This window comes from Xanthobacter oligotrophicus (assembly GCF_008364685.1).
In the GTDB taxonomy this organism is placed as follows: domain Bacteria; phylum Pseudomonadota; class Alphaproteobacteria; order Rhizobiales; family Xanthobacteraceae; genus Xanthobacter; species Xanthobacter oligotrophicus.
In genome coordinates this window covers 1-25186 of record NZ_VTTL01000011.1, presented here as the reverse complement: position 1 = coordinate 25186, position 25186 = coordinate 1, and the positions used below count along the sequence as shown (strand labels likewise).

The 25186-nt window shown below is 65.5% G+C and carries 20 protein-coding genes, 1 pseudogene and 1 other annotated feature; of the genes and pseudogenes, 8 read left to right on the top strand and 13 right to left on the bottom strand.

All coding sequences use genetic code 11. The features are described from left to right. Positions 1–123 precede the first annotated feature (123 nt). Together FZ033_RS18185 and FZ033_RS18180 are read left to right on the top strand one after the other, a co-directional pair. A complete protein-coding gene (locus FZ033_RS18185; RefSeq protein ID WP_149577500.1) occupies positions 124–789 on the top strand; it encodes a response regulator in 666 nt (221 codons plus the stop codon). Next, positions 789–2222, top strand: coding sequence for a sensor histidine kinase (locus FZ033_RS18180; RefSeq protein ID WP_149577499.1), 1434 nt, complete (start codon positions 789–791; stop codon positions 2220–2222). The genes FZ033_RS18185 and FZ033_RS18180 overlap by 1 nt, the downstream gene beginning before the upstream one ends. 274 nt (positions 2223–2496) lie before the next feature. Here FZ033_RS18180 and FZ033_RS18175 read toward each other — a convergent pair whose 3' ends face one another. The 11 genes from FZ033_RS18175 to FZ033_RS18125 all read right to left on the bottom strand — a co-directional run bounded on the left by FZ033_RS18175 (position 2497) and on the right by FZ033_RS18125 (position 16994). Then, the gene (locus tag FZ033_RS18175; protein ID WP_149577498.1) at positions 2497–3426 is read right to left on the bottom strand and encodes a transporter; all 930 of its coding nucleotides are present in this window, start codon (positions 3424–3426) and stop codon (positions 2497–2499) included. A gap of 352 nt (positions 3427–3778) precedes the next feature. Further along, the gene (locus tag FZ033_RS18170) at positions 3779–6016 is read right to left on the bottom strand and encodes a helix-turn-helix domain-containing protein (protein WP_210247916.1); all 2238 of its coding nucleotides are present in this window, start codon (positions 6014–6016) and stop codon (positions 3779–3781) included. A gap of 19 nt (positions 6017–6035) precedes the next feature. Then, the gene (locus FZ033_RS18165; protein ID WP_149577496.1) at positions 6036–8522 is read right to left on the bottom strand and encodes a pyruvate, phosphate dikinase; all 2487 of its coding nucleotides are present in this window, start codon (positions 8520–8522) and stop codon (positions 6036–6038) included. A gap of 9 nt (positions 8523–8531) precedes the next feature. Then, positions 8532–9146 carry a hypothetical protein gene (locus FZ033_RS18160; RefSeq protein ID WP_149577495.1) on the bottom strand — a complete coding sequence of 205 codons (615 nt, stop codon included), beginning with the start codon at positions 9144–9146 and terminating at the stop codon, positions 8532–8534. 3 nt (positions 9147–9149) lie between these two features. Beyond that, positions 9150–10583: a hypothetical protein gene (locus FZ033_RS18155; protein ID WP_149577494.1), complete on the bottom strand. Its 1434-nt coding sequence runs from the start codon at positions 10581–10583 to the stop codon at positions 9150–9152. 1 nt (position 10584) lies between these two features. After that, the gene (locus tag FZ033_RS18150) at positions 10585–11001 is read right to left on the bottom strand and encodes a PEP-utilizing enzyme (RefSeq protein ID WP_149577493.1); all 417 of its coding nucleotides are present in this window, start codon (positions 10999–11001) and stop codon (positions 10585–10587) included. A gap of 91 nt (positions 11002–11092) precedes the next feature. Next, on the bottom strand, positions 11093–11803 hold the full coding sequence (locus FZ033_RS18145) for an HAD family hydrolase (protein ID WP_149577492.1): 711 nt from the start codon (positions 11801–11803) through the stop codon (positions 11093–11095). Positions 11804–11806: 3 nt separating this feature from the next. Next, a complete protein-coding gene (locus FZ033_RS18140; protein WP_149577491.1) occupies positions 11807–12799 on the bottom strand; it encodes a DUF7064 domain-containing protein in 993 nt (330 codons plus the stop codon). A 103-nt stretch (positions 12800–12902) separates the two neighbouring features. Then, on the bottom strand, positions 12903–14327 hold the full coding sequence (locus FZ033_RS18135; protein WP_149577490.1) for an aldehyde dehydrogenase family protein: 1425 nt from the start codon (positions 14325–14327) through the stop codon (positions 12903–12905). 47 nt (positions 14328–14374) lie between these two features. Further along, positions 14375–15871, bottom strand: a complete 1497-nt coding sequence (locus FZ033_RS18130) for an AMP-binding protein (RefSeq protein ID WP_149577489.1) — start codon at positions 15869–15871, stop codon at positions 14375–14377. 10 nt (positions 15872–15881) lie between these two features. Further along, a complete protein-coding gene (locus FZ033_RS18125; RefSeq protein WP_149577676.1) occupies positions 15882–16994 on the bottom strand; it encodes an NAD(P)-dependent alcohol dehydrogenase in 1113 nt (370 codons plus the stop codon). Between the two features lie 200 nt (positions 16995–17194). Here FZ033_RS18125 and FZ033_RS18120 point away from each other — a divergent pair. After that, positions 17195–17942 (top strand): annotated as a pseudogene (locus FZ033_RS18120) (transposase). After that, positions 17389–17505: a sequence feature (AL1L pseudoknot), on the top strand. Its footprint overlaps the pseudogene before it by 117 nt. Before the next feature lie 194 nt (positions 17943–18136). Here FZ033_RS18120 and FZ033_RS18115 read toward each other — a convergent pair. Beyond that, a complete protein-coding gene (locus FZ033_RS18115; RefSeq protein WP_188079568.1) occupies positions 18137–19057 on the bottom strand; it encodes a LysR family transcriptional regulator in 921 nt (306 codons plus the stop codon). A gap of 130 nt (positions 19058–19187) precedes the next feature. Between FZ033_RS18115 and FZ033_RS18110 the strand changes: the two genes are divergently transcribed. The 3 genes from FZ033_RS18110 (at position 19188) to FZ033_RS18100 (ending at position 23046) form a co-directional block, all read left to right on the top strand. Then, on the top strand, positions 19188–20162 hold the full coding sequence (locus FZ033_RS18110) for a hydroxymethylglutaryl-CoA lyase (protein ID WP_149577487.1): 975 nt from the start codon (positions 19188–19190) through the stop codon (positions 20160–20162). Further along, positions 20159–21442, top strand: a complete 1284-nt coding sequence (locus FZ033_RS18105; RefSeq protein WP_149577486.1) for a CaiB/BaiF CoA transferase family protein — start codon at positions 20159–20161, stop codon at positions 21440–21442. Before FZ033_RS18110 ends, FZ033_RS18105 begins: the two co-directional genes overlap by 4 nt. Before the next feature lie 128 nt (positions 21443–21570). Continuing rightward, positions 21571–23046, top strand: coding sequence for an MFS transporter (locus FZ033_RS18100; RefSeq protein ID WP_149577485.1), 1476 nt, complete (start codon positions 21571–21573; stop codon positions 23044–23046). A 29-nt stretch (positions 23047–23075) separates the two neighbouring features. Here FZ033_RS18100 and FZ033_RS18095 read toward each other — a convergent pair whose 3' ends face one another. Further along, entirely contained in the window at positions 23076–23561 is a 486-nt protein-coding gene (locus FZ033_RS18095; protein ID WP_149577484.1) for an Lrp/AsnC family transcriptional regulator, read from the bottom strand. A 131-nt stretch (positions 23562–23692) separates the two neighbouring features. On the opposite strand from FZ033_RS18095, the gene hppD reads away from it, so the two are divergent. Together hppD and FZ033_RS18085 are read left to right on the top strand one after the other, a co-directional pair. Further along, a complete protein-coding gene (hppD, locus tag FZ033_RS18090) occupies positions 23693–24793 on the top strand; it encodes a 4-hydroxyphenylpyruvate dioxygenase (RefSeq protein ID WP_149577483.1) in 1101 nt (366 codons plus the stop codon). Between the two features lie 20 nt (positions 24794–24813). After that, on the top strand, positions 24814–25146 hold the full coding sequence (locus FZ033_RS18085; protein WP_149577482.1) for a Rieske (2Fe-2S) protein: 333 nt from the start codon (positions 24814–24816) through the stop codon (positions 25144–25146). The last annotated feature ends 40 nt before the right edge of the window (positions 25147–25186 follow it).

Genomic DNA, 25186 nt, shown 5'->3' with positions numbered 1-25186 from the left:
GCTTCCGTTAGCCGGTCTACATTATGCGATGCGACGGATGAGGTCACGTCCGGGGCATCCTCCCCGCTCCGAACGGGGGGCTTTAGCCTTGCGGCCATTTGCAGCCGACCGGGAGTCGTCTTGATGCGCATCCTCATCGTGGAAGACGACCGGGCGCTGGCGAGCGGACTGAAGCGCTCGCTTACCTCGCTCGGCTATGCGGTCGACCATGAGGCCGATGCGGCCGATGCGGTCGGGCTGGCGACCCGCGAGGCGTACAATCTGGTCGTGCTCGATCTCGGCCTTCCAAACGGAAGCGGATATGACGTGCTGCGGGCGATCCGCCGCAATGGCCTGAATACGCCGGTCATGATCCTCACCGCTCGCGACCATGTCGATGAGAAGGTGAAGGCGCTGGACCTCGGCGCTGACGATTACGTGAACAAGCCCTTTGCCCTCGCCGAGTTCGAGGCGCGGGTGCGGGCTCTTGTGCGCCGGGGCTTCGGCGTCAGCGACGCCGTTCTCGAATTCGGGCCGCTGCAGTTCGATACGGCGCAGCTGGTCGCTCGGCTGGAGGGTTCCCCCCTTGATCTGAGGAGGCGGGAGCTGGCGGTCCTGCATCTCCTCCTCCTCCAGGCGGGCAAGCTTGTGCCCAAGGCACGCCTCATCTCGGAGGTGTTCGGACTGGACGATGCGGTGGCCCCCAACGCCCTGGAGCTGTACATCGCCCGCCTGCGCAAGAAGCTCGGGGCCGGCGGGCTGCGCATCCGCACCGTGCGCGGGCTCGGCTACATGCTGGAGAAGGGCTGATGTGCGGCGCCCGCCGCTCGCTGAAGCGCGCGGTTCTCCTCAATCTGCTCGCGCCGGTACTGCTGCTGGCTGTAGCTATCGGAGCCGGCGGCTATCTCACGATCACGTCGGTGGTGGAGAGCTCCCATGATCGCCTCCTCGACGGCTCGCTGATGGCCATCGCCGAGCGCCTCGCGGTGGAGAGCGGCGAGGTGGTGGTGGACATGCCGCAAGTCGCGTTGGGCATGCTCGAAACCAAGACGCAGGACAACGTTTATTATCTCGTCGCCTCCGACGCCGGGCCGGTGACGGGCTATCCCGACCTGCCCCTCGGAAAGATGGCGGCCGCGGAGCCCGGCCAGCCGACCCACTGGGACGACACCTATCGCGGCAATGCGGTGCGGCTCGCCGCGGTGGCACGCCGTGTCTATGGCGTCGAACGCCCGGTCATCGTCGCCGTCGCCGAGACCCGGCTTGCCCGCAATCAGCTGCGCAACGAAATGCTGCGGAAGCTTGGCGTTGCGGAGGCCGGCCTGATCCTGGCCATCGCCGTGCTGGCGTGGGTGTCCGTCGAGCGCGGGCTGATGCCTCTCGCCGATCTCAGCCGGCAAATCGACACCCGCGCCGTCAGCGACTGGCGCGACCTGCGGCCGCTCGATCTGTCCGGCGTGCCGCAGGAGGCGATGGCGCCCGCCACCGCTATCAATGCCATGTTCGAGCGCCTGCGCTCGGCGACGGCGCTTCTGCGGCGCTTCACGGCCGATGCCTCCCACCAGATGCGCACGCCGCTGGCGATCGTGAGGATGCATGTGGATCTGCTGCGGCGCGAGAGCTCCGATCCCGAGCTGAGCAGCAGTGTCCTGGCCGAGCTGGATCAGGGAGCAGAGAGGCTTGAGCGGCTCATCACCCAGCTCCTCACCCTCGCCCGTGCCGACGAAAGCGCCGTCGCGGCAGCGGGCGGCACGCCCTGCGATCTGGGCGAGGTGATCGAGTATGTCATCGCCGAGCGCATCGCCGGCATCCCGCCCGACACCCAGATCTCCTGCCTCATCAGGCATCGCCCCTTGCCGCTGATGTCCGACACCGTTCTGCTGTCCGAACTGCTGGGCAATCTTCTGGACAATGCAGTGAAATATTCCGGCGCGGGCGGTCAGGTGGTGCTGTGCGCCGAGCGGGACGGGCACTTGGCGCTTGTGACCATCGAGGACAGCGGTCCGGGCATTCCGGAAGCCGAGCGGGAGCAGGTGTTCCGGCGCTTCTATCGCGCGCCCGACCGGCCGGACGTGCCCGGCAGCGGTCTCGGGCTTTCGATCGTGAAGGTGATCGCGGACCTGCTGCACATTTCAATCGTCCTCGACCGCAGCCCTGACCTCGGCGGCCTGCGGGTCACCCTGCGCATGACGCTGTCTCCTTTGCTCTACCATGAGGCGGCAGGAGCGGCGGAGCGGGGCTAGACGCCGGTTCAGCGCGCAGCCCCCTCCTCAGATAGCGATGCTACCGTTCTCGGTTAGGCGCCGAAGGGCGAACGCCTGATTGACGAGGACTGAACGTCATGGCGATGAGCATCGAGCTCTCGCTAACAATCCGCCAGGAGCGGTCATTGGCCCGCTGTCCGATAGCGGACGTTCGGCTACGCGCCTCATCTCGCTCGCTTAGGTCAAATAGAATAGGCTCACCGGATATGACTTGCGATCCGGAGAGCATTTATAGGGATCGGCGCGCTTTCGTTCAGAATAGCGTATACATACGGAGGTTGACGCGATTTGCTTCGCTGAACCCATTCTCGACGGCAACGTCCCGTCCATAAACGGCCATGATATTCCAGCTAGGTGCGAAATTATAGGCGAATCCTATACGGATATTCGTCGTTCGCGTTTCGTCGTTGTTGCTGATGCCGTCGACCTTGGTCTCACCGCCGATGAAGTAGCTGGCGCCCAGGCGCACGTCGAAATCCTTCGTGACGCTATATTTCAGCCACGCCTGGAATTGCGCCAGCGGCGCCTGGCTCAGGTTCTGCCCATATAATCCATAGTCTGTATTGTCGCCGTAAAAGGTCACGTCCGCAGTGAGCTGAAGCGTGAGATCCTTGGTAAAGATGGGCATCACATAGCCCGCCTGGAGGCCGCCCTTCCACCGGTTTTCGCCGAGATTGACCTTGTTGCGCGGGTTATAATCACCGGTCGGGATGTAGACGATCGGCGTCACGCCAAAATAGTATCCGCTCTCGATATTGCGATAGAGCCAGACCGTCGAGGCGAGGATGAGGTCGCCGATGCCGGCCGACGAGCCCAACCCGCTCATGGTGTCGGTGCCGTAGAGGTGACCGAATGGCAGCAGGAACTGGGGATCGGCCAGAAAGCCCCCGATTTCGACGAAGCGGGCATAGCGCAGGATACCGACGCTCGAATCGAGGTTGCCGCCGGCGGTTGCGTTGCCGTTGGCATAGAGGGTGTCGCGGGTTGCGAACTGATAATAGGCGGCGGCGAGATTGGTGCCGGTAGGCAACGCGCCGGCGCTGTAGTCATCGGCGTCCGAATCGAGCGCGAAAGCCGTGCCGTGCTGTGAGAGAACAAGCGCGACGATCAGGCAGATCGCCCTTATGCCCGACGCCCAGACAGAACCGGTGGCGCAATTTGCCGATCTTTCCATCGCCATCATCTTCCTCCCCAAAAGGCAACTGCTGGTGCGTGCCTTGTTTTGTTATCCCGTGAAGACGTTGAGCCACGTCGACGGAGCTGGAAGGATTGAGGAAACAGGCGGGAGGGACCATCACCGCACCAGATAAAAACGCACGCCGCAAATTAGCTTTGGCGTGCTTTCCGCTCGCCCCGGCTCACGGGAATCGCCCCGCATTCTTGTGTTGACGCGTTTTTTTTCACGCGAACCGGTATCCACTTCACTCGAAAGCGCCCTGACGTGCTTTCCGATCCGGGACACGGCTCGACGTCATCAGGCGCGCACGTGTGGTATGGCTGTCAAGAAACCGGATGATCGGCGCGCGGGATCGAGCTCACGCACCGTCATCAAGGAGCGTCATCAGGCGGATACCGATGTCCGCAAGCACGCGATCCTGGTGACGCGCGAGGTTTAGCCCGGTAAGGCTGCCGACCTTTTCAAGGCGATAGGCAACGGTTTTGTTATGCACGTGCAGCCGGGCGGCCGTGGAGATCTGCGAGCAGTCGCAGTCGAAGAAGGCCTTCAGCGTCTCCAGCAGCACACCGCGGCTGGGTTCCGGTTCCGACAGCAGGCCCCCGAGGATTTCCTCGCCGACACGGCGCATGTCCGCCTTGCCTCGCAGATTGACCAGCAGCCCCATGATGCCGATTTCGCCATAGCGGGCGACGGGATTGCTGCGCCGATGCCGCGCCACCTCCAGCGCGACCAGCGCCTCGCGGAACGCGGCGGGCAGGGAGCGCCAGTCGCTGTGGAGACCGCTGAGACCCATGGGGATGGCAGGCACCCGCAGCTCGGCCTTCAGGCGATCGAGCAGGCCGTTCAGGGCGGCGCTCCGGGCGGCATCCGGATTGCCCTTGCAGATGAGGCACAACTGGTTGCCGCGGATACCAGCCATGAGCACCAGCGCGCCGAGGCCGTATTGCTCGGTGGCGGCAAGGATCCGTTCGTGCCTGATGGGATCAAGGTCCGCCGAATGGGCGGTCGCGTTCGTGGGCAGTGCGATCACCGCCACGAACACCGAATCCCGGATGTGGACGCGCAGTTCACGCGCCCGGTCGTGGGCTACGGTCCGGTCGACCAATTCGCCTTCGAGCAGGCTCCACATAACGCTTTCGAGCGTGCCCAGGCGCTCGCGCGCGATTCTACGCCGCTCGAAACAATAGAGCCCCGCCGCCAGCGACACATGCCGAAGCGCAAGCCGCACCCGCTCCCCCGGCTGGACCTGGCCGAGCCACACCAGCCAGCCGAGCGTCTCCACCCCGGACGTGACCGGAAGCACATGGGCCAGCCGTCCTTCGAACGGCGCGCTGAACGGCGCATCCCCGACCCGCTTGGCCTTGGGTAGCAAGCCCGTGAGGACCGCGATCTGATCCTCGCCTGGACGCTCGGCGGCGGGCATCGCGCATTCGAGGTGCCGGTCGGCATCGAAGAACAGGATCGTCGCATCCGTGAATTCCGCCGTGAGATCGAGGATCTTGGGCAGGGAATGGTCGACCAGCATCAGGCCGGCGATCTGCTCCTGGAAGCTCGCGGCGCTGGTGATGACGCTGTAACGTTCTGTCAGTTCGCCATAGGCGATGGACAGGCGTTCGGCAGCCTCGGCATGGGCGCGCAGCAGCAACGCGTTGTCGATGGCGATGGACGCGAGCCCCGCGAGGGCCAGAAGAAGGGGCGTGTCTCCGGAATTGAACACCGAAGGGCGACGGCGCCACACCTCCAGCACGCCAATAATCGAATCGCGGGAAAGGATGGGTACAGCAAGGGCCGAGCGCACCTTCTCCACCCGCGCAAGCGGCACGAAATCGCGGGTGATGATATCGCTCTCGACGTAATTTCGTACCATGCAGGGCTCGCCGGTGGCCAGCACCTGGCCCGCGACGCCGACGCCTGATTGCATACGCAGCCGCGGCATGGTCGGCGAGATATGCCCGACGCAGCTTTTCATCACGACCTGGTCGCCTTCGCACAGCATGACGCCGCAGATGTCGGCGTCGAGCAGGCGCTTGGCCTCGTGGCTGACCAGGAGCAGGATCTCATCGAGATCGCGCGTTTCGAGGATGCGCGCCGCGACCGCTCGCATCACGTCCAGTTCGCTGACGCTACGCGCAACCGTGGTGCGCCCTGTCCCCACGTCGAGTGCCAGGGCGACGCAGCCGGCCAGAAGGCTGAGTGCATCCTTCAGGGCCGGACCGCCGTCGTCGTCAAGCAGGACCGCGATCGTCCCGGTGCGGATTGGAAATACCACACGGCCCGGAAACGCCTCGGCCAGGGACAGGACGTGCGGGCCGGGGTCCTCCTCCGGCACATCGAGTTGCTGCCACCGCCGCCACAGGCCGGCGGAATTGACGACGATTTCGGCGGTCCCGGAGGTCAAGTCCGCAAAGCAGCTCTCGGCCTCGGAGAAGACGCGGGGGTTTCCATCGTTCGCCGCCGCCGGCAAGCCAGCGACGAAGGCCGCCAGCGTCTCGACGCAGCCGCTCCCCGCGCCAGCGGGCGGCAGCAGCGAGGCAGTCCGGGCCTCGTCCGGGACCTGGCCGACCGCAGGTGATCCATGGCCTTCTCGTCGACGCAATGTCCGGCTGCCTCCCATGTCACGTCGGGTCCACTCTAGCATGGACTCGACGCCCCGCCGCCTTTCCGAGAAGGGCACGGGTGAGGTCCCGCTGTTCGGATGGGACGCTGAAGAGGCGGAAGCCATGGGCGTGCAGCCACTCCAGCAGCGTGCCGTCGCAATCGGCCGGGCACAGGACCCCGACACGCTCGTCCCCCTGGGCCGCCGCCTGCTGGAACAGGGCCGCGAGGAACGGCTTGAGCTCCTTACGCGGATGCGAGCCGAGCTTGCCCTGCGCGACATATTCATCGAGCACCGCCGCCGACGCATACGCCTTCGGCAGGAAGCCGTGGGCGGAGTCGATTACCTCGTCGAGGTCGATCCAGATCCGCCCGCCAGCCTGGGCCAGCATGGCGGGGACGGCCTCCAGCCCGGCCACGTTCTGGATCACCACGCCGGCCTCCAGCTGAGGGAAGGCGGCGATGTCACGCCGGTAGCGGGTCCATTCGGCCACGTCCGTGACGCCGCCCAGCAGGACCGTGATCGGGCCGCGCCCTTCGGCGCTGCGGGCGAGGCCGGCGAAGATGGCGTTCTGGTAGGCGGTATTGCCGAGGGGCAGGAACAGGCGCTGGTCCAGTTCCAGCCAGTCTGGCACCACGAAGCGCGCGCGCCGCGAACCGGGCTGGGGCAGCCGGACGTGGACCGGCAGACCCATGACCGCGTCGAGCACGGCGGCGCCCACGCCCGCAGCGGCTTCGCCCAGCACGGCGGCCGCAGCTTCAGGCTCGCGCGCCAGATTTGCCATGCCGTCGGCGAAGCGTTCGACGATGCCTTCTGCGATGGCCACATCCGCCATATTGACGACAGCGACCCCCGCCGGCGTTGCGCCGGAGACGGGGCGCGCCGTCGTCCAGACCGACGCCCCGGAGAGCCGGTCCGCCGTTTCGAGCAATTGCGTAAGGCCGCAGAACTGGCCTTCCGGTTCGACCAGATCGATCCGCCCGTCGAAGACGCGACCGGACGCGCCGTCGATGGCAATGGCGTCGCCCTCCTGCCACACGCGGCCACCCACGCTGAAGGTGCGCGCGTCGAGATCGATATCAAGCACCTCGCACCCAACCACGCAGGGCCGGTCCAGGGCACGGGATACGACCGCCGCGTGGCTGAGGGCCCCCCCTTTTGCGGTGAGAATGCCCGCCGCCGCGATCATGCCGCGGATGTCCAGCGGGCTGGTGGTGGGCCGCACCAAGATGACCGGATCACCCGCGGTGGCGCACTCGGCGGCACGGTCCGAATCCAGGATGGCGATGCCGCTCGCCTGTCCGGGCGATGAGCCGACGCCAGTGGCGATGGTCTGCGCGTCGGCTACCTGCCTGGGATCGAAGACGGGACGCAACAGCCGCTTGATCTGTTCGGCGGAGACCCGCTCCAATGCTTCCTCACTTGTCAGGACGCCTTCGGCAGCGAGGTCGGCAGCGATCCGGACGGCGGCCGCGGCGGTGCGCTTGGCAGGGCGAACCTGCAGCAGATAGAGCCGTCCGCTCTCCACGGTGAACTCGATGTCCACCGCGTCGCGATAGAGCACCTCCAACACCCGGGAATGCTCCTCGAGTGCCGCGCACAGATCGCCATGCCGGCCCGACTGCGATGAGAGGTCGATCGGTGTCGCGGTGCCCGCGACAATGTCCTCGCCCTGCCGGCCGGGCAGGTATTCACCATAGAGCACTGGTGCGCCGGTGTTGGGATCACGCGAGAAGGCGACGCCCGAGCCGGACCTGTCGTCGGCGTTTCCGAACACCATGGCCTGGACGGTGACCGCGGTGCCGAGATCATGGGAGATGCCCTGATGCTCCCGGTAGGCCTTGGCGCGCGGACTGTTCCACGATGAGAAGACGGCGGCTATGGCGCGGTCGAGCTGGTCGCGCGGTTTGGTGGGAGCATCCTCACCTTCATCCTCGATGTAGGCGACAACCGCCTCCTCCAGCGCGTTGAGATTGCCGCCCTCGGCCTCCGCCCCCGCCCGTGCAGCGGACAGGGCATGGAGAAAGTCCTCGCTGTCGAGCCCGAGCACAATCTCCACGTACATCTTCCAGAAGCGCATCCAGCTGTCGATGACGAAGCGCCGGTCGTGGCCGCGGGCGATCATGGCGCTCGCCGAGCTGGCGTCGAGGCCGAGGTTGAGCACCGTGTCCATCATACCCGGCATGCTGACCTGAGCGCCGGAGCGGACCGAAACCAAAAGTGGATCGGCGGTGTCGCCGCCGGAGAACACCCGCCCGACCTGCTCTCCGAGACGAGCCATGGCCACGTCCACCTCGTCCCGCAGGTCGGCGGGCAATTGCCGCCCGCCGGCCTGGAACGCGCGGAACGCGTCGGTACTGATGGCGAAGGCGGGTGGAACCGGGATGCCGGCACTGGCCATGCGAGACAGGCCCGTAGCTTTGCCGCCGAACAGGTATCCGTCCTGTGGGTCGAGGACGCGGATGTCGTACACGAAGGGAGGAGCCATCATATCCATCTCGAACATCCCGACCTTTCACACGTCCCGCGGACGACCGACGACCGCGAGGATGTCCTCGTGGAACTCGAACCAGATGTTGTGCATGGAATCGACCGTGGGCTTGCAGACGAAGTCCATCTCGCCCCGGTCGGCCCTTGCCATGGCGCGTTCGAACCGCTGCGCGTAGCGGTCGTAGCGCGGCACCTTGGGGATGGCCGCATCGAGGTGGCGGATCATCCGCTCCACGAGGCGTGCCATCTTGTCCTGGGCGCGGGCATCACCATCGGATGTCTGCCAGTCGCTCACGGCCTTGATGAACTGGCGGTTGAGCCCGTTCTCGAATTTCTCGTACCAGCTGATGATCTCGCCTTCCGAGCGCAGGGGCGCGTAGCGATCCCGGTAGAACGCAAGAACGCGGGCGGTGCCTTCCTCCAAGAGGAGGAAGGAGCCTTCGAGATCGAGAACCGCGGCATCGTCCGCCTGGTCCTTGAGCACCGCCGACACCTGGTCGAGCGGCAGGCCCGTCACATCTGCGATGTGTAAGGGCGTCGCCATCTTGTGGAGATAGATAGCGTTCAGCACCTCGAAGGACGGGGCATCGACGAGGTCGCGCCCGGCTTCAGTGGGAATGGCATCGGCGGGAGCCTGCATGGCTTAGCCCCAGAAATACTTGGAGCGACCGAGGTCGGTGCCCTCCGGGAACGGCAGGTAGCCCTCGCCTGAGAAAATCTTCTGCGGCACGACGGTCTGGGCGAACCCTCTCTTGTTGATCTCGTAATAATAGTTGGCGACACGCTGGTCGATTTCCCAGAAATCGTAATCTTTGCACGCCTTTTCATACGTTCCGGCCAGCCGCAGGTGCGGAAGGATCATGTCGATGTAGTAGGTGTACATGCCGTTGGTGATGAGCTGGCGGCGCGACATGCGCGACAGCTTGGTGTAGAGGCCGAGCGTTGCCTGCTGGATGCCTTCCACGCGGGGCGCGAGATCGGCGATCTTGACTGGGTACACCTCCGACATGGGCGTGTTCCAGGTCTCGCGCACCAGCACGGCGCCGCCGACGATGTGCTCGATATAGTTTTTCGGCCGGGTGAAGGTGGTGGAGATGTCGTTGACGCGGATTTCCTCCAGCTTCATCGCCTCGGCGTCGAGCACCAGCAGCAGCGTGTAGCAATGGGGCACGCCGGCCGCGTCGCACACGTCGCTCCAGTGGTAGGCCTCCTCGTTGGTGAACAGGTCGCGGATGATGAGAAGCTTGCCGTCCGGCAGCTCATAAGGGCCGGTGTCGCCGAGGCCGAGCCGGTTGTCGAAATGGTCGAGAAATGCAAGGAGTTCGGCCGAGGCGTTGAAGCGCGTGAAGTTCTCGTGCGCGTCGCTGCCGGGCTCGAACCATTCGATCTGGGTAACGAGGGAATCAATCACGTCCTGATCATGAATCGCGCAGCGGTAGCGGTCCTGGGAGTTCAGGATATAGCCGTCCTGACGCTTGCCCCAGAGCACGCGCTGCATGAACTTCAGGATCTCGTTGCTCTCCTCCACGTAGTCATGGGGCTTGATGGCCTCAAGGGCCAGCAGGCCGCAGCGGCCCATGCCAAAGCCGACGGCGCCGATGCACCAGTCATGCACCGCGTTGACCTTGATGCCCACTTCCCGGCGCGCCGTGGCGCCGATCTGTATCACGCCTTCGGCACCGATCTCGCGGGTGGTCATCCGAAGGATTTCCGGCCACCGGTAGAACTCGTTCATGAAGGCGAGGATCTCGTATTCCTGGCGCGGGATCATGCCCGACACGCCTTCCGTGGCGCGCATCACCAGCACGTCCCAGATGTTCCAGGCGAGATAGTTGTTGAGGTCGTTCAGCTCGTCGAGGGTGAACTGGTCCTTGAGCACGTCCTCGCGCGTGACGCGCTCGAGCACCTTGGACTTGGCCCGGCTGCGCATGACCCGGTCGCCGATGACGCCGTCACGCACCGGTTCCATGCCCTTGAAGTTGCCGTGGTAGACGAGGTCCTGGAACCTCAGGCCGTTGTCGCCGTCCTGGTAGCGCAGCTTGTAGGTGCTGGTGCCGATTTTCGCGATCTCGTTCATCTCAAGCCACCTCCAGAACCTTGCCGTGCTCGCTGCCGCTGCAGTCAAGCTTGACCCGCTTGCCCTGGAGCTTCTCGATCATGGCGTTGAAGTGCAGGGTATTGTCGCCACTCGTGACGTAGCGCGTGTCGGCATCCACCAGATAGGTGGTCATCACGCACGGCATCTGGAATTCCCGCGACAGGATGCCGAGATGGGATTCCGGTGCGCCCGAAAGCGTGATCACGCCGAGCGCGCCCATGGACAGGGCCGGTGAAAGGAAAGTTGTCGTCCCGCCCTGCACCAGCAGGATATGCTGCTTGAGCTTGCCGCTCTGGATGAGTTTGATGACCGACTGCGGCGTTGGAAGATAGATGACATCCCCCTCCGGCGCCTTTTTCGTCTCGAAACTGTTGAATCCTTGGGCAATAATCTTCATTTTCTTCCTCCTGTGATTTTTTGACGATTTCTTGTTATTGTTGCTGAACCGTGAGGTTCGTGATTAGAATTTGCCGTGCCCTTCGACGTTCTTAGCCTCCCTGTGGCACAAGCTTGGCCATCGGCCTGCGCACCCACGACACGATCTCCATCGGCCATTGGGCAACGAAGTCGGCGCCCGCGTCTTCCAGCCGCCCCGGCTCATGCAGGCCCCAGGTGACGCCGATGGTGTGGATGCCACAGTCGCGGGCCTGGCGCACATCGCCCACCGTGTCCGTGACCAGGGCAACCTCGCCCGGAGCGAAGGGCACCGGTGGCACCTCCTCATAGGCGTTCGAGCAGCGGCGCAGAGTGGCGTAGCTCGGTTCCTCAAGGAACTGGCGGATGGCCACGCGCTTGTCCGGAATGACATCGCCACCGAAGATATGCGCGATGCAATTGCCGATCCCGGCATCCACCACGATGCGGCGGATGGCGGAGACCGCGTTGCTGGACACGATCCCGAGCACGCATTCGCTGGACAGGGCGCGCACCACGTCCACCATACCTGGCACCAACGGCGGGGCGTATTCCTGTCGCATCAGCTCCAGGAAGTGCGCGATGACGGCTTCCGCCCTGACCTCGCCGTAGATCCGAGGCAGCGCCTCGAACATGTTGTCGCGGAAGAGATCGAAATACGCCTCGGGCGTATCGATGCCCAGGTCGAAAGCCCGGTTGGTGCGCTCAAACAACCGCCACGTGCTGTCACGCGCCTGCACAAGCGTTCCGTCGAGGTCGAAGAGAACTGCGCGAAGGGGCGCCATCGCTCAGGCCGCCGCGACGACGCGCGTCGCGTCCTGGGCATTCAGGCGGGTGAGCTGCGGCAGCTCGAAGAAGTCCTGGATCTCTCCATAGCCGGTCTGGCCGTCCATTTCCCAACGGGCGAGGACGTTGAAGGCCACCATGTTGGCCCAGCATTGCCACGGGAAGGTGGTCAGGCCTTTGGCGGCGAGCGTCCAGACGCGCCCGGTGCGGTCTGTCAGCTCCAGTTCCACCCGATCAGCGAAGCGGTCGCGCAGCCGGACGGTGTTGCCGCGCCCAGCCTTGAGGCCGAACACTTCGCCGCGCTCCACGACATAACCGTGGGTCAGCGAGAGGTCCCGCGCGTTCTGCTCGGGATCGAAGCTGAAGATGGCGTGGACTGCGAGATCCTTGGAGAAGTGGGCGTGCAACCAGCTCATGTTGGGCGCGCCGCGCTCCGGCCGCGGCCCCCAGCTGTGGTCCATGGTGGAGATGCAATCGATGGGAATCCGCTTGCCCCGCAGGGTAACCGTGCCCAGAAAGTGTCCGGTCTGATCGAAATGGCCGTTATAGGCCGTGCCCCAAGCAAACTTGCCGGCATGGGCGCCGACCATCGGATCCATTTGCGGGTCATGGATGTCGAAGGCCGGCATGAGGGAGCGGTAGGTGACGTCGATGGTGGTGCCTTCACCGTCGTCGAAACGGATCTCCCACACCATGTTGGGCTCGATGCAGCGCACGCTGAGACCATTCGCGAGCTTGTAGTCCAGCAGGCTGCAGTCTTCGGGCATGGGGATCACCGACTGGTAGTCCACATAGTCGGCCTGCCAGGGCGCCGCGGCGAAACCCGAGTTCATGCAGATGGTGGAGTTAACCGTGCGCAGGTTGGTGCGGAACAGGGCATAGACGCCCACGTTCAGCTTTTCTTCCACATTGTAGAAGCCGAAGAAATTGGTCTCGGCCCAATTCAGCTTGTCCATATCCGGCGTGTGGAATTCGGCGTCGCAATCCTGGATCATTTCGATCATCCTCTGAGCTTGACGGAGAAGCCACGGCCGCGGTCGGTCCTGGCCTCAGATCATGTCCGCTTGGGGTGGGGGCAGCTCCCGCCACCGGTGCGCCTCATGCAGCGGTGACGACCAGGGTCTGTGCGTTGGTGTATTCGCACAGGCCCTCGATCGCATTCTCGATGCCGATGCCGGACTGCTTGTGGCCACCGAAGGCGACGTGGGGCGAAAAAGTGTGGATCTCATTCACCCACACCGTGCCGGCCTCGATGCGCTCGGCAATCTTGCGCGCCACATCGAGATCCTTGCTCCAGACCGATGCGGCCAGTCCGTATTCCGACCTATTGGCGCGCGCGACCACGTCGTCGATATCGTTGAATTTCAGCAGCGGCAGCACCGGGCCGAACGCTTCCTCCACCACTACGCGACTGTCTTCGGGGGGATTGTCGACGATAGTGACGGGGACAAAATAGCCCTTGCGGTCCTCGATCTCGCCGCCAAGCAGGAAGCGCTGGCCATCGGCCTTGGCATCCGCCAGGAGGCTCCTGAGCTTGTCGAACTGCATTCGGTTCTGGATCGGCCCCAGGTCAGTGCCCTGCTGTGCGCCGTCGGCAACCTTGATGGTCCTGGCATAGTCTACGAGGGCTTGCGCCAACTGGTCGTAGATCGCCTCGTGAATGTAGAGGCGCTTGGCTGCCACGCAGAATTGCGCGCTGTTCTGGAACGCCGCCCAGAACAGCTTTTCGGCGGTCTCCTTCACGTCGACGTCGGGCATCACGATGGCCGGGTCATTGCCGCCCAGCTCCAGCGTGATGCGCTTCAGGTTGCCGGAGGCCGATTCCATGATCTTGCGCCCGGTCGCGGTCGAGCCGGTGAAGCTGATCTTGCGTACGTCCGGATGCTGGGTCAGCCAGGCGCCGAGGTCGTTGCCACCGGAGACGACGTTGAGGACGCCGGGCGGGAGCACGTCGCGCAGGATCTCGCCAAGCTTCAGGGTGCAAAGGGGCGTGTAGGGCGAGGGCTTGAGCACCATGGTATTGCCGGCCACCAGCGCCGGCGCGATCTTCCAGATGGCGAGCAGCACCGGGAAGTTCCACGGCGTGATGGCGCCGATGACGCCAAGGGGAACCCGTCGTGTTTCCACGGTGCGGGCCTCGCTCTTCTCCAAGGTGTGGACGGGCAGGTCCTGCTTGGCGATCTCGCGACACCAGACGATGGAGCCGCCGATCTCCCACTCGGCGCCCTTGCGGGCCTTGCCCTGCTCCAGGGTCAGGAGGCGCATGAAGTCTTCGGCGTGGGCCTCAATGGCGTCGCCGATACGGGCCACCAGGGCTTGGCGCTCCGCCACTGGGCGCGCGGACCAGGCGGGAAATGCGCGGGCGGCGGATGCCACTGCCAGTTCGAGTTGGTCGCGGCTCGCGTCCGGAACCGTGGCGATGATCTCCTCCGTCGCCGGGTTGATCGCCTCGAAAATCGCCGGAGAAGTCGCGGGCATCCCGTCGATGGTCATGCTGTAAGCGGAAAGAAAATCGATCGACATGGCATTCCTCATCCCGTGTTTATGTTTGTATCCAGTCGCTCGTAAGATCAGGCATTCATTTCGCCAAGGCGGCGACGCATGATCTTTCCGGTGCTGTTTCTTGGGAGATCTTCAACGAAGACGACCCGCCGTGGCACCTTGTAGGCAGCCAGATGCTGCCGGCAGTGGCCGACCACGTCGTCCTCACTCAGGACTGAGCCGCTCCGGCGGACCACGAAGGCCTGCGCCAGCTCGCCCTTTTCGTCGTCCGCCACCCCCGCGACGGCGACCATCACCACGTCGGGATGCATGGTGATGACCTGCTCTAGCTCGGCGGGATAGACATTGTAGCCGGCGGTGATAATCATGTCCTTGCGTCGGTCCACAACGTAGAGATAGCCATCGGTGTCCGCTCGGGCGATGTCGCCGGTGCTCAGCCAGCCGTCCGCATCGATCGTTTCGGCCGTAGCCTTGGCGTTGCGCCAGTAGCCCTTGGTGACCATAGCGCCACGCACCATCAGCTCTCCAGCCTCCCCGAGGACGGCGTCGCGCCGCGGATCGGCGAGCTCGGCGAGACGCACCTCAAGGCCTGGCAGGGGAAGGCCGATGGATCCCGGCCGCGCCGGCCAGTAGGGCGAATGGGTGATGGCGGGCCCGGCCACCTCGGTCATGCCCCAGAGTTCCAGCAACGGACAGCCAAACCGGCGGGTGACCGCTTCGATCTTGGGGGTAGGCATGGTCTGACCACCCACCGTGCAGCGCGTGAGGCTGGAGAGGTCGGCGCCGGCCATGTCGGGGTGAGCCAGCATCTGGTAGTACATGGTGGGCACGCCCTCGAAGAGGGTCGCCTTCTCCTGCCCGATGAGGCGCAGGGACTCCCCCGCATCGAAGCGCGGCGTGGTGACGATGCGCGATCCGGCCAGGAACGCTGCGTTCAGGACGATATTGCCGTAGACATGCGGGAACGGCAGGGACGTCAGAACCACATCGTCGCGGGTGCGGACATGGATGGTCGCGGTGCCGGCGAGGCTGGCGAACAGCCCCGCATGGGTCATGGTGGCGCCCTTCGGCTTGCCGGTGGTCCCAGAGGTGTAGCCGATGGTGAAGAGGTCGTCGGGCGCGCGCTCCACGGGGGCCCTGTAGTCCCCCGCGAGCAGCACCTCGAATTCCTCGGCGCAGTCCGCCTTGCCGAGGGTGAAGATCCGGGCCTGCCCGCCGAAGGCGCCCCGCCGCTCCCCCGGCACGATCAGGGCGGTGGCCTGCGCGTCCTCGGCGATGAAGGCCACTTCCTCGGACGTGAGCAGGATGTTGGCCGGCACCACCACTGCACCAAGCCGGGCGATGGCGTGATAGGCCGCCACCCATTGCCAGCTATTCGGCAGATGCAGCACCACCCGATCGCCAGAGCCGATGCCGCGCGCCGCCAGCGCGCCGGCGATGCGGCCGGCCTTGTCGTCGATCTCCTCGAAGCTGAGCGTGGCGCCGCCTGCCACGGTGAGCGCCACCTTGGCGCCGAACCGCTGCCGGGCCTTGAATGCCAGAGTGCTGATTTTGGCTTCGACCATCACTGTCCCCTCACGCGACATGTTCCGGGACCAGCACGGCCTTGAGGACCTCGCCGGTCTCGGAGAGATGAACGGCTTCGTCGATGGCCGAGAGGGGGAATTTTCGGATCAGCCGATCGAATGGGAAGCGGCCCTGCCGCCACAGCGCGATCAGTTGCGGGATGAAGATATCCGGCACGCTGTCACCCTCGATGATGCCGCGCACGGTGCGGCCGAACAGCAGGCCGTTCATGTCCAGCGCCACTTCGGTGCCGAGAGGGGCCACGCCGATAATGCCGCAGGTGCCGGTGAGACGCAGGCCGTCCACCGCCTGACGGGCAACCTTCGGCAGGCCGGTGCATTCAAGGGAATATTGCACGCCCTCTCCGGTCGTGAGCGCCTGGATCTCCGCCACCGCATCCTCGCGGCCGCCGTTCACCACGTGGCTGGCGCCCAGCTCTTTGGCGAGCGCGAGGCGGGTGTCGTTGAGATCGACGGCGATGATGGTCGTACAGCCTACTGCCTTGGCCGCCATCACCGCGGCAAGGCCCACTGATCCCACTCCGAACACGGCGATGCTTGAGCCCGCGCCGGGCTTCAGCGCATTGATGACCGCGCCCGCACCGGTCTGGATGCCGCAGCCGAGCGGTCCCATTATCTCCAGGGGCACGTCCTTCTCGATCTTGACGACGTTGCGTTCGGTCGCCAGCGCATATTCGCCGAAGGAAGACTGAGAGAAGAAAACGCTGCTGAGGCGCTGACCGTGGGCATCACAGCACGGGCTCGTCCCATCCGAGCGGCCTCCGCTGAAGTTGCAGCCGTAAAGATTGACGCAGTAGCCATAATGTCCAGAAATGCAGTTGGCGCAGGTGCCGCAGCTGGCGAAGCTGAGGACCACATGGTCGCCGGCTGCGACCTTCTTGACCTTGGCGCCCACCTGCACCACGACGCCCGCGCCCTCGTGGCCGAGAATGGCTGGCAGAGGGGTCGGAAAATACTGATCGCGCACCACGATGTCGGTGTGACAGACGCCAACGCCGGCAATCTTCACGAGGACTTCGTCGTCCCGAGGCGGCTCGACCTGCACACACTCGATCTTGAAGGGGCCGCCCTTGGCGCGCACCACTGCCGCATTGAATTGCATTGTCTCGCGCCTCCCGTCGCGGTCGGGAGCGGGGCGCCTGCTGTTTTCCGCACGCTGCCACCGATCCAGTGAAGCCATGCTACGGGCCGACGGGCGGCTCAAACATAGCTACGCAAGATAATGCATCCGCAAAGTTTTATCTGTCGGAGATGAAACGCCCCGAGTTTGCCGGAGGCTCCAACTCCTGAGAAGGTGGAGCCATGACGAGCAAGACGACGAACAGGTTCTCGCCTGAGGTGTGCGCTCGCGCGGTTCGGATGGTGCTGGATCATGAGGCTGAGGTCGACGCCGCTAGGCGGGCTGGCGTGTCGACAGACATGGCCGCAAAGCTGAAGGTCCTCGAACGCGAGAACCGCGAACTTCGGCAGGCGAACGAGATCCTGCGCAAGGCATCCGCGTATTTCGCCCTGGCGGAGCTCGACCGCCGGTCGAAGAGATGATCGCGTTCATCGACGATCACCGCGGTGCGTATGGGGTCGAGCCGATCTGCAAGCTGCTGCCGATCGCCCCATCGACCTACCATGCCCATGTCGCCCGGCGACTTGAACCGCTCATGCGAGCTTCGTTCTCGACGCGCTCGAGCAGGCTATGCACGAACGGCGACCCGTTCATCGCGGGGGCTTGGTGCACCATAGCGACCGCGGCTCGCAATATCTGAGCATTCGCTACACCGAACGCCCGGCTGAGGCCGGCATCGAGCCCTCCGTCGGCAGCGTCGGTGACATCTATGACAACGCCCTGGCCGAGACGATCAACGGCCTCTACAAGGCTGAGGTCATCCATCGGCGGGGTCACTGGCGATCCTTCGAGGCTGTCGAGTTCGCCACGCCGACCTGGGTTGACTGGTTCAACAATCGCCGACTGCTGGAGCCTATCGGCAACATCACGCCGGCCGAAGCCGAGGAACGCTACTACGCCGTGCTCGACGAGCACCAAATGGCGGCGTGACTCGAACCAAATGGCCTCCGGTGAAGCTGGGGCGGTTCAACGGAGCGCGCGCGCGGGTCTGCGCCCGAGGCTTTGCGCCAGGAGCGGACATTGGCACGCTGTCCGCTCTTGGACATTCAAAGCCCCGCCATTTATTTGGCTAGCCCACCGTGGCGGTGGTGATCCGTTCGCGTTCCGACCACCAGCGGGACGATTTAACCGACGCTGGTGCCTGCCGCCGGAGCGTTCAGCAGATGGCTGGCGAGGCGGCGGGCGGGTCCCGTTGACATGGTTTCAGCCCGCGATACCAGCCGGAGCCGCCGGAGCGACCAGGGCTCGTCGATGGGAATGCCGCGTACGCCGAGACTTTGCGCATAAGGCTCGATCATGCCGTCCGGCATCACATTGATGGCGAGGCCGGCCGCAACCAGCCGGCGGGCCGCGTCCATGGATGTGACGCGGTAGCGGTAATGGGGCTTGCGCCCGAGGCCCTGGGCCGCCTCGGCAAGCAGCAGCGATAGGGCGCCGATCTCCAGCACATCCACGAGCGGATACTCCAGCACCTCACTGAACCTCACGTCCTTGCGGACCGCCAGCGGGTGGTCGGCCGAGACGATGGCGAGCAGGCGATCCTCCCGCCACGGTTGCGCTTCGAGCCCGACCGGGATGCGGGCATTGGTGGTGACAATCCCAAGATCCGCCCGCCCCTCGATCAGGTCCTGCAGGATTGCCGCGCTGGTCAATTCTCGCAGGTCCACGACGATGCGAGGATGCAACCGCGTAAAACCCGCCAGCGCACGCGCCAGACCATGCCCGCCGATGCAGGATGCCGTCGCCAGCAGACGGACCGTTCCCGCACCACCGGCGGCGAAGGCATCCATCTCGTCCTCCAGGTGCCGGGCCAGGTCGAGGAGGCCGCGGGCATGGCGGGCAAAGGCCTCCCCCGCCGCGGTGGGGACGATGCCGCGGGCGTGCCGTTCCACCAAAGCCGTGCGGGTCTGCGCTTCCAGCACCTGGATGCGTTTGGCCGCCGCCGAATTGGCGATGCCGCAGCGATCGGCGGCCTTGGCGATGCTGCCAAGCTCGATGGCGGTCAGGAACAGCCGCAGTGTGATCCAATCCGGTGGCGCCGCCATCTGGCACGCCCTCTTGCCGAGTCGCCCCAGCATCCGTGAACGGCGGATGCTGGGGGCGCTAATGAGCGATTCTCGTCCGCATTATGCGGATGTATTTTCCAATCAACACATCAAAATAAACGAGGAAACCATGGCCCCCGACGCCAAGCGGCCTGTCCTCGCCATCCGCGAGGTCGGCCCGAGGGACGGCCTTCAGATGGCGAAGGCGATCATGCCCACCGCCTCAAAGCTTTTCTGGATCGACGCCATGGTCGCCGCCGGCGTTCGCGACATGGAGGTCGCGAGCTTCGTCCCCCCCTCGGCCTTGCCTCAGATGGCCGATGCCGCGGACGTGACGGCGGCCGTGCGACAGCATCATCCCGCACTGAAGGTGGCGGCGCTCGCGCCGAACCTGCGGGGTGCGCAGAACGCGGCCGCGGCCGGTGCGCAGATCATCGTCGTGCCGGTTTCTGCCAGCGAGGCGCACAGCCGGTCCAACGTACGGCGCAGCCGTGACGAGCAGGTGGCCGAGGTGGCGCGTATCACCGCTTTCGCGGCAACGATCGGAGCGAACAGCCCGCGGATCGAGGCCGGGATTTCCACGGCCTTCGGCTGTTCGCTCCAGGGCATCGTGCCCGAGGCCGAGGTGCTGCGCCTCGCGGCCGCCCTCGCCGGGGCGGGCGCAGATACGGTGAGCCTCGCCGATACGCTCGGATATGCATCGCCCTCCCAGGTGAAGCGGCTGGTGCGGGGCGTGCGCCGGGAGGTGGGTGCGGCGCGGTTCGGCCATCTGCACCTGCATGACACGCTCGGGGCCGCCCTCGCCAATGTCTATGCCGGCCTGGAGGAAGGCGTGCGCGGCTTTGACGGCGCCCTCGGAGGCCTCGGCGGCTGCCCGTTCGCGCCGGGCTCGGTCGGCAACGCGGCCACCGAGGACCTAGTGTATCTCCTGGAACAGGAAGGCTTCGACACCGGCATCGATCTTGCCGCCCTCATCGCGGCCCGGGCCGTGCTCGCTAAGGCGCTGCCCTCGGAACGGCTCCATGGCCGCGTCGCAGCCGCCGGTATCCCGCGCACCTATCGCCATTCAAGCGCCGCCCATGAAGCCCTGGAGGCTGTGCAATGAACGCCATCGACGCTCCTGTGTCGGCCCCCGGCACCGCCGGCCGCCTGCCCCTCGCCGGCATCCGCGTGATCGAGTTCAGCCACATGGTCATGGGGCCAAGCTGCGGCATGTTCCTCGCCGATCTCGGCGCCGACGTGATCAAGATTGAACCCGCCCCCGGCGGCGACAATACCCGCCGGCTCACCGGGCCTGCGGTGGGCTTCTTCCCCACTTTCAATCGCAACAAGCGCAGCCTGTGCGTGGACCTGAAGTCCCCGGCCGGCCTCGCGCTGGTGAGAAAGCTTGCTGCCGGCGCCGACGTGCTGGTGGAGAATTTCCGGCCCGGCGGCATGGAGAAGATGGGGCTCGGGCTTGAAACCCTGCAGGCCGCCAACCCCCGCCTCATCTACTGCTCGTTGAAGGGCTTTCTGCCCGGCCCCTACGAGCACCGCGCCGCCCTCGACGAAGTGGTGCAGATGATGGGCGGCCTCGCCTACATGACCGGCCCGCCCGGCCGCCCCCTGCGGGCCGGCTCCTCGGTGAACGACATTATGGGCGGCCTGTTCGGCGCGTTCGCTGTGCTCGCCGCCCTGCGCGAGCGGGACATCACCGGGCGCGGCGGGCAGGTCCAGTCCGGCCTGTTCGAGACCAATATGGTTCTGGTGGCCCAGCACATGGCGCGCACCGCCGTGGAAGGACGCGACCCCACCCCCTTCGGCGACCCGGACATGAAGAAGCCCTGGCCGCTCTACGACATCTTCGACACCGGGGATGGTGGCCAGGTGTTCGTGGGCGTGGTGACCGAGACCCAGTGGCGCGGCTTCTGCGCCGCCTTCGGCCTCGACGATTTCCTCAAGGATCCCGGCCTCGCCCGCATGGCGGATCTCGCCGCCGCGCGCCCGCGCATTCTCGATCGCGTGGGACGCGTGTTCAAGACACTCTCCAAGGACGAGCTGATGGCGCGCTGCGAGGCGCTCGGCCTGCCGTTCTCGCCCATCAACCGGCCGGGCGACCTGTTCGACGATCCGCATCTGCTCGCCTCCGGCGGCCTGCTGCCGACGGACTTGACCCGGGCCCGGGAGGACGACGCCTTCCATCCGGTGGTTGCGGCCGCGGGCCTGCCGGCCCTGCCCATCTCCCTGTTCGACGGGCGCCCCGGCCTCACCCGCCAGCCGCCGCGTGTGGGTGAGCACGGCCGGGATGTGGCCCGCGAGGCGGGGCTCTCCGAAGCCGAAATCGCCACCCTGCTGGATACCGGCGTGCTGGTGGCGCCGGACGCGCCTGCGATCGAGCCGGCCTGACCGCCGGCCCGCGACGGCGTTCAGCGCCGCCGCGGGAAGGGCGGACATCCAACGCCTCGTCCACATCCAAGTCATCGCGACGGCCAAGGGGCGGGAACAGCCCAGGCCGGCTTCTTTGGGAGGAAAACATGAAAGCCTTGTCTGCCCTCGACGTGGGGGCGGTCGCGGACGCGGCGGCCGTTTCGCGCGTGCAACTCGATGCAGGGAGCATTTCCGCCCGGCTCGATCGCATCCCGGCTTCTCGCCCGGTCTGGCGCGTGGTGGTGCTGATCAGCCTCGGCCTGTTCTTCGAGCTCTACGACCTGTTCCTCACCGGCTATGTGACGCCCGGCCTCGTCAAGGCGGGCATTCTGAGCGGCAAGGCCGCCTCGCTGTCGGAGGCCACATCCCTGTGGAACTTCTTCGAGCTGCTGTTCTCCGGACGGGCGAGCTTCATCGCCGCGCTGTTCTCTGGGCTGTTCATCGGTACGGCGTGCTGCGGGTTCCTGGCGGACCGGTTCGGACGCAAGGCGGTGTTCACCTATTCGCTGCTCTGGTATTCGGCCGCCAACGCCGTCATGGCGTTCCAGTCGACGGCCTTCGACGTCAATCTGTGGCGCTTCATCGCCGGCATCGGCATCGGCGTCGAGATCGTCACCATCGGCAGCTACATCACCGAGCTGGTGCCCAAGCACATGCGCGGCCGCGCCTCGGCCCTCTCCCAGGCCATCGGCTTTCTCTCGGTGCCGACGGTTGCGTTTCTCTCCTACCTGCTCGTGCCGACGGCACCGCTGGGCTTTGACGGCTGGCGCTGGGTGGTGCTGATCGGGGCCGCCGGCGCGCTGGTCATCTGGTGGGTGCGCCGACAACTGCCGGAGAGCCCGCGTTGGCTCGCCATGCAGGGCCGGGTGGCGGAAGCCGACGTCATCGTCACCCGCCTTGAGAAGAAGGTCCGCGAGGAGACCGGCAAGGACCTGCCTCCGCCCGAGCCGCAGCAGATCGGGCCCATCGTGAAGGACGAGCGATTCGGCGACATCTGGAAGCCGCCCTATCGCCAGCGCACCATCATGATGCTGCTGTTCCACATCTTCCAGACGGTCGCCTATTACGGCTTCGCCAACTGGGTGCCCTCGTTGCTCATCAAACAGGGCATCACGGTCACCACCAGCCTCGGCTACACCAGCATCATCGCCATCGCCGCGCCGGTCGGCCCGCTGCTTGGAATGATTATCGCCGACCGCTACGAGCGCAAGAACGTGATCCTGGCCATGGCGGGCATCATCGTGGTGGCGGGCCTCGCCTTCTCGCAGCAGACCGCCATGGCCGGCATTCTCGCCGCCGGCCTCACCATCACGCTGGCGGCCAATACTTTGTCCTATACCTACCATGCCTACCAGGCGGAGCTTTATCCCACGCGCATCCGCGCCCGGGCGGTTGGCTTCGTATATTCGTGGAGCCGCTTCTCGGCGATCTTTACCGCCTTCATCCTCGAATACTTACTGAATCATACCGGGGTGACGGGCGTTTTCCTCTTCACCTCCACCTGCATGGTCATCACCATGCTGGCGGTCGGCCTGCTCGGCCCCCGCACCACGGACGTGGCACTGGAAAAGCTCTCGCAATGACCGCGGACGGAGGGCCGGGCGCCGGACGCTCAGCCCTCCGTCCGGGAGAACCGGCGCAGATGGGCCAGGGGCAGCCGGGCGCTCTGCTTGAGCCGGTCGAGCACGATGGAGGAGCGCAGATGCGCCACGGAGGGATGCGCCAGGAAGACTTCCGACAGGAGCCGCGCCAGGTCCTTCAGCGTCGGCACGGTGAGCTTGACGAGATAGTCGGCTTCGCCCGTCAGGGAGTAGGCTTCCTGAACCTCGTCGAGGCTGCTGACCAGGGCGAGGAACCGCTCGGCGTTGTCCGGCGAATGGGTCGCCAGGGTCACCTGTACGAACACCAGAACGTCGAGCCCCAGTGCTTCGGGGGACAGATGGGCGCGGTAGCTGGCGATGACGCCGGCCTCCTCAAGCGCCATGCGGCGGCGGGAGCACTGGGAGGCGGACAGCCCTGCCTTTTCCCCCAGCTCCGCATTGGTCAGGCGCCCGTCGTCCTGCAGCGCGGAGAGAATGCGGATGTCAAAGATGTCCATGCACGCTTCTCGCACATAATAAGCAAATAACGCTCGTTTCTCACGATCTATATCTGATCAAGATCAATTTCGCACGCCCATTGCGGCGACTTTGCCCCACTCTGCCCCATCCACGCTTCAGGGAGGATGCCATGGGACCTTTCCCGCACGACGCACCGCCGGCCACCATCAGCGCCAGCAATCCCGCCGGAACCGACGGCTTCGAATTCGTTGAGTTCGCCCACCCCGATCCCGCCGTGCTCGGACCGCTCTTCGAGACCATGGGCTTCACCGAGGTGGCCCGCCACAAAACCCGGGACATCTCTCTCTATCGGCAGGGCGACATCAATTATGTGGTCAACCGCGAGCGCGACGGCCATTCCGGCCGCTTCGTGGAGGCCCACGGCCCCTGCGCCCCGGCCATGGCCTGGCGCGTGGTGGATTCGCGGCACGCTTTGAAGCGCGCGCTGGAGCTGGGGGCCACCGAATATACCGGCCCCGACAAGACCCTCGACGTGCCGGCGGTGATCGGCATCGGCGGGTCGCTGCTCTATTTCGTGGACACCTATGGCGCGAAGGGCTCGCCCTATTCCGGCGATTTCGCGTGGCTCGGCGCGGCGGATCCCCGGCCCTATGGTGTCGGTTTCTATTACCTTGACCATCTGACGCACAATGTCCGGCGCGGCAACATGGACACCTGGTACAAGTTCTACGCGGAAACCTTCAATTTCCGTGAGATCCGCTATTTCGACATTGCCGGCAAGCTCACCGGCCTCACCAGCCGCGCCTTGACCTCGCCCTGCGGCAAGATCCGCATCCCCATCAATGAGAGCGCGGACGACCGGAGCCAGATCGAGGAATACCTCGCCCAGTACAAGGGTGAAGGCATCCAGCACGTGGCCATCGCCACGGACGACATCTACGCCTCCACCGACGCCATCGCCACCCGCGGCGTGGAATTCATGCCGGGGCCGCCGGATATCTATTACGAGCGCTCCTATACCCGCGTCATCGGCCACAGCGAGCCAATCGACCGGCTGAAGACCCACGGCATCCTCATCGACGGCGAGGGCGTGGTGGACGGTGGCATGACGCGCATCCTGCTGCAGATCTTCTCGAAGACCGTCATCGGTCCGATCTTCTTCGAATTCATCCAGCGCAAGGGGGATGACGGCTTCGGCGAGGGCAATTTCAAGGCCCTGTTCGAATCCATCGAGGCCGACCAGATCCAGCGCGGCGTGCTGACGGCCTGAGCGAGGAACCGGAGGCTCAAATGGGTGATTTCCGCGCCTATCGGAGCGCTCCACCGGCGGGGGCGGCGCTGGCTGCCGCCTCCGACCTCGATGCCGCGGGCGTGCTGGCCGTAGAGATCGACAGCGGGGCGGGCGCCTTTCCCGTCCTGCTGGTCAATGCGGCGGGGGGCGTCGCCGCGTTCGTCAACCTGTGCCCCCATCGCGACCTGCCGCTCACCTATCGCAGCACGCGCGTGGTCAGCACGGACGGCACGCTTGTGCGCTGCTCCAATCATGATGCGGCCTTCCGCATTGCCGACGGAGCCTGCGTAGAAGGTGACCTGAGCCCCAGAACCTCCTCCAGATTTGGGTAGAGTCCGTCGATCACGGAGACGGACGATGCGAGCCTCACGG

What these genes read in the sequence shown, in the direction of transcription:
- FZ033_RS18185 (WP_149577500.1), top strand. Translation starts at nt 124, where the DNA reads ATGCGCATCCTCATCGTGGAAGACGACCGGGCGCTGGCGAGCGGACTG.
- FZ033_RS18180 (WP_149577499.1), top strand. Translation starts at nt 789, where the DNA reads ATGTGCGGCGCCCGCCGCTCGCTGAAGCGCGCGGTTCTCCTCAATCTG.
- FZ033_RS18175 (WP_149577498.1), bottom strand. Translation starts at nt 3,426, where the DNA reads ATGATGGCGATGGAAAGATCGGCAAATTGCGCCACCGGTTCTGTCTGG.
- FZ033_RS18165 (WP_149577496.1), bottom strand. Translation starts at nt 8,522, where the DNA reads ATGTTCGAGATGGATATGATGGCTCCTCCCTTCGTGTACGACATCCGC.
- FZ033_RS18160 (WP_149577495.1), bottom strand. Translation starts at nt 9,146, where the DNA reads ATGCAGGCTCCCGCCGATGCCATTCCCACTGAAGCCGGGCGCGACCTC.
- FZ033_RS18155 (WP_149577494.1), bottom strand. Translation starts at nt 10,583, where the DNA reads ATGAACGAGATCGCGAAAATCGGCACCAGCACCTACAAGCTGCGCTAC.
- FZ033_RS18150 (WP_149577493.1), bottom strand. Translation starts at nt 11,001, where the DNA reads ATGAAGATTATTGCCCAAGGATTCAACAGTTTCGAGACGAAAAAGGCG.
- FZ033_RS18145 (WP_149577492.1), bottom strand. Translation starts at nt 11,803, where the DNA reads ATGGCGCCCCTTCGCGCAGTTCTCTTCGACCTCGACGGAACGCTTGTG.
- FZ033_RS18140 (WP_149577491.1), bottom strand. Translation starts at nt 12,799, where the DNA reads ATGATCCAGGATTGCGACGCCGAATTCCACACGCCGGATATGGACAAG.
- FZ033_RS18135 (WP_149577490.1), bottom strand. Translation starts at nt 14,327, where the DNA reads ATGTCGATCGATTTTCTTTCCGCTTACAGCATGACCATCGACGGGATG.
- FZ033_RS18130 (WP_149577489.1), bottom strand. Translation starts at nt 15,871, where the DNA reads ATGGTCGAAGCCAAAATCAGCACTCTGGCATTCAAGGCCCGGCAGCGG.
- FZ033_RS18125 (WP_149577676.1), bottom strand. Translation starts at nt 16,994, where the DNA reads ATGCAATTCAATGCGGCAGTGGTGCGCGCCAAGGGCGGCCCCTTCAAG.
- FZ033_RS18115 (WP_188079568.1), bottom strand. Translation starts at nt 19,057, where the DNA reads ATGGCGGCGCCACCGGATTGGATCACACTGCGGCTGTTCCTGACCGCC.
- FZ033_RS18110 (WP_149577487.1), top strand. Translation starts at nt 19,188, where the DNA reads ATGGCCCCCGACGCCAAGCGGCCTGTCCTCGCCATCCGCGAGGTCGGC.
- FZ033_RS18105 (WP_149577486.1), top strand. Translation starts at nt 20,159, where the DNA reads ATGAACGCCATCGACGCTCCTGTGTCGGCCCCCGGCACCGCCGGCCGC.
- FZ033_RS18100 (WP_149577485.1), top strand. Translation starts at nt 21,571, where the DNA reads ATGAAAGCCTTGTCTGCCCTCGACGTGGGGGCGGTCGCGGACGCGGCG.
- FZ033_RS18095 (WP_149577484.1), bottom strand. Translation starts at nt 23,561, where the DNA reads ATGGACATCTTTGACATCCGCATTCTCTCCGCGCTGCAGGACGACGGG.
- hppD (WP_149577483.1), top strand. Translation starts at nt 23,693, where the DNA reads ATGGGACCTTTCCCGCACGACGCACCGCCGGCCACCATCAGCGCCAGC.
- FZ033_RS18085 (WP_149577482.1), top strand. Translation starts at nt 24,814, where the DNA reads ATGGGTGATTTCCGCGCCTATCGGAGCGCTCCACCGGCGGGGGCGGCG.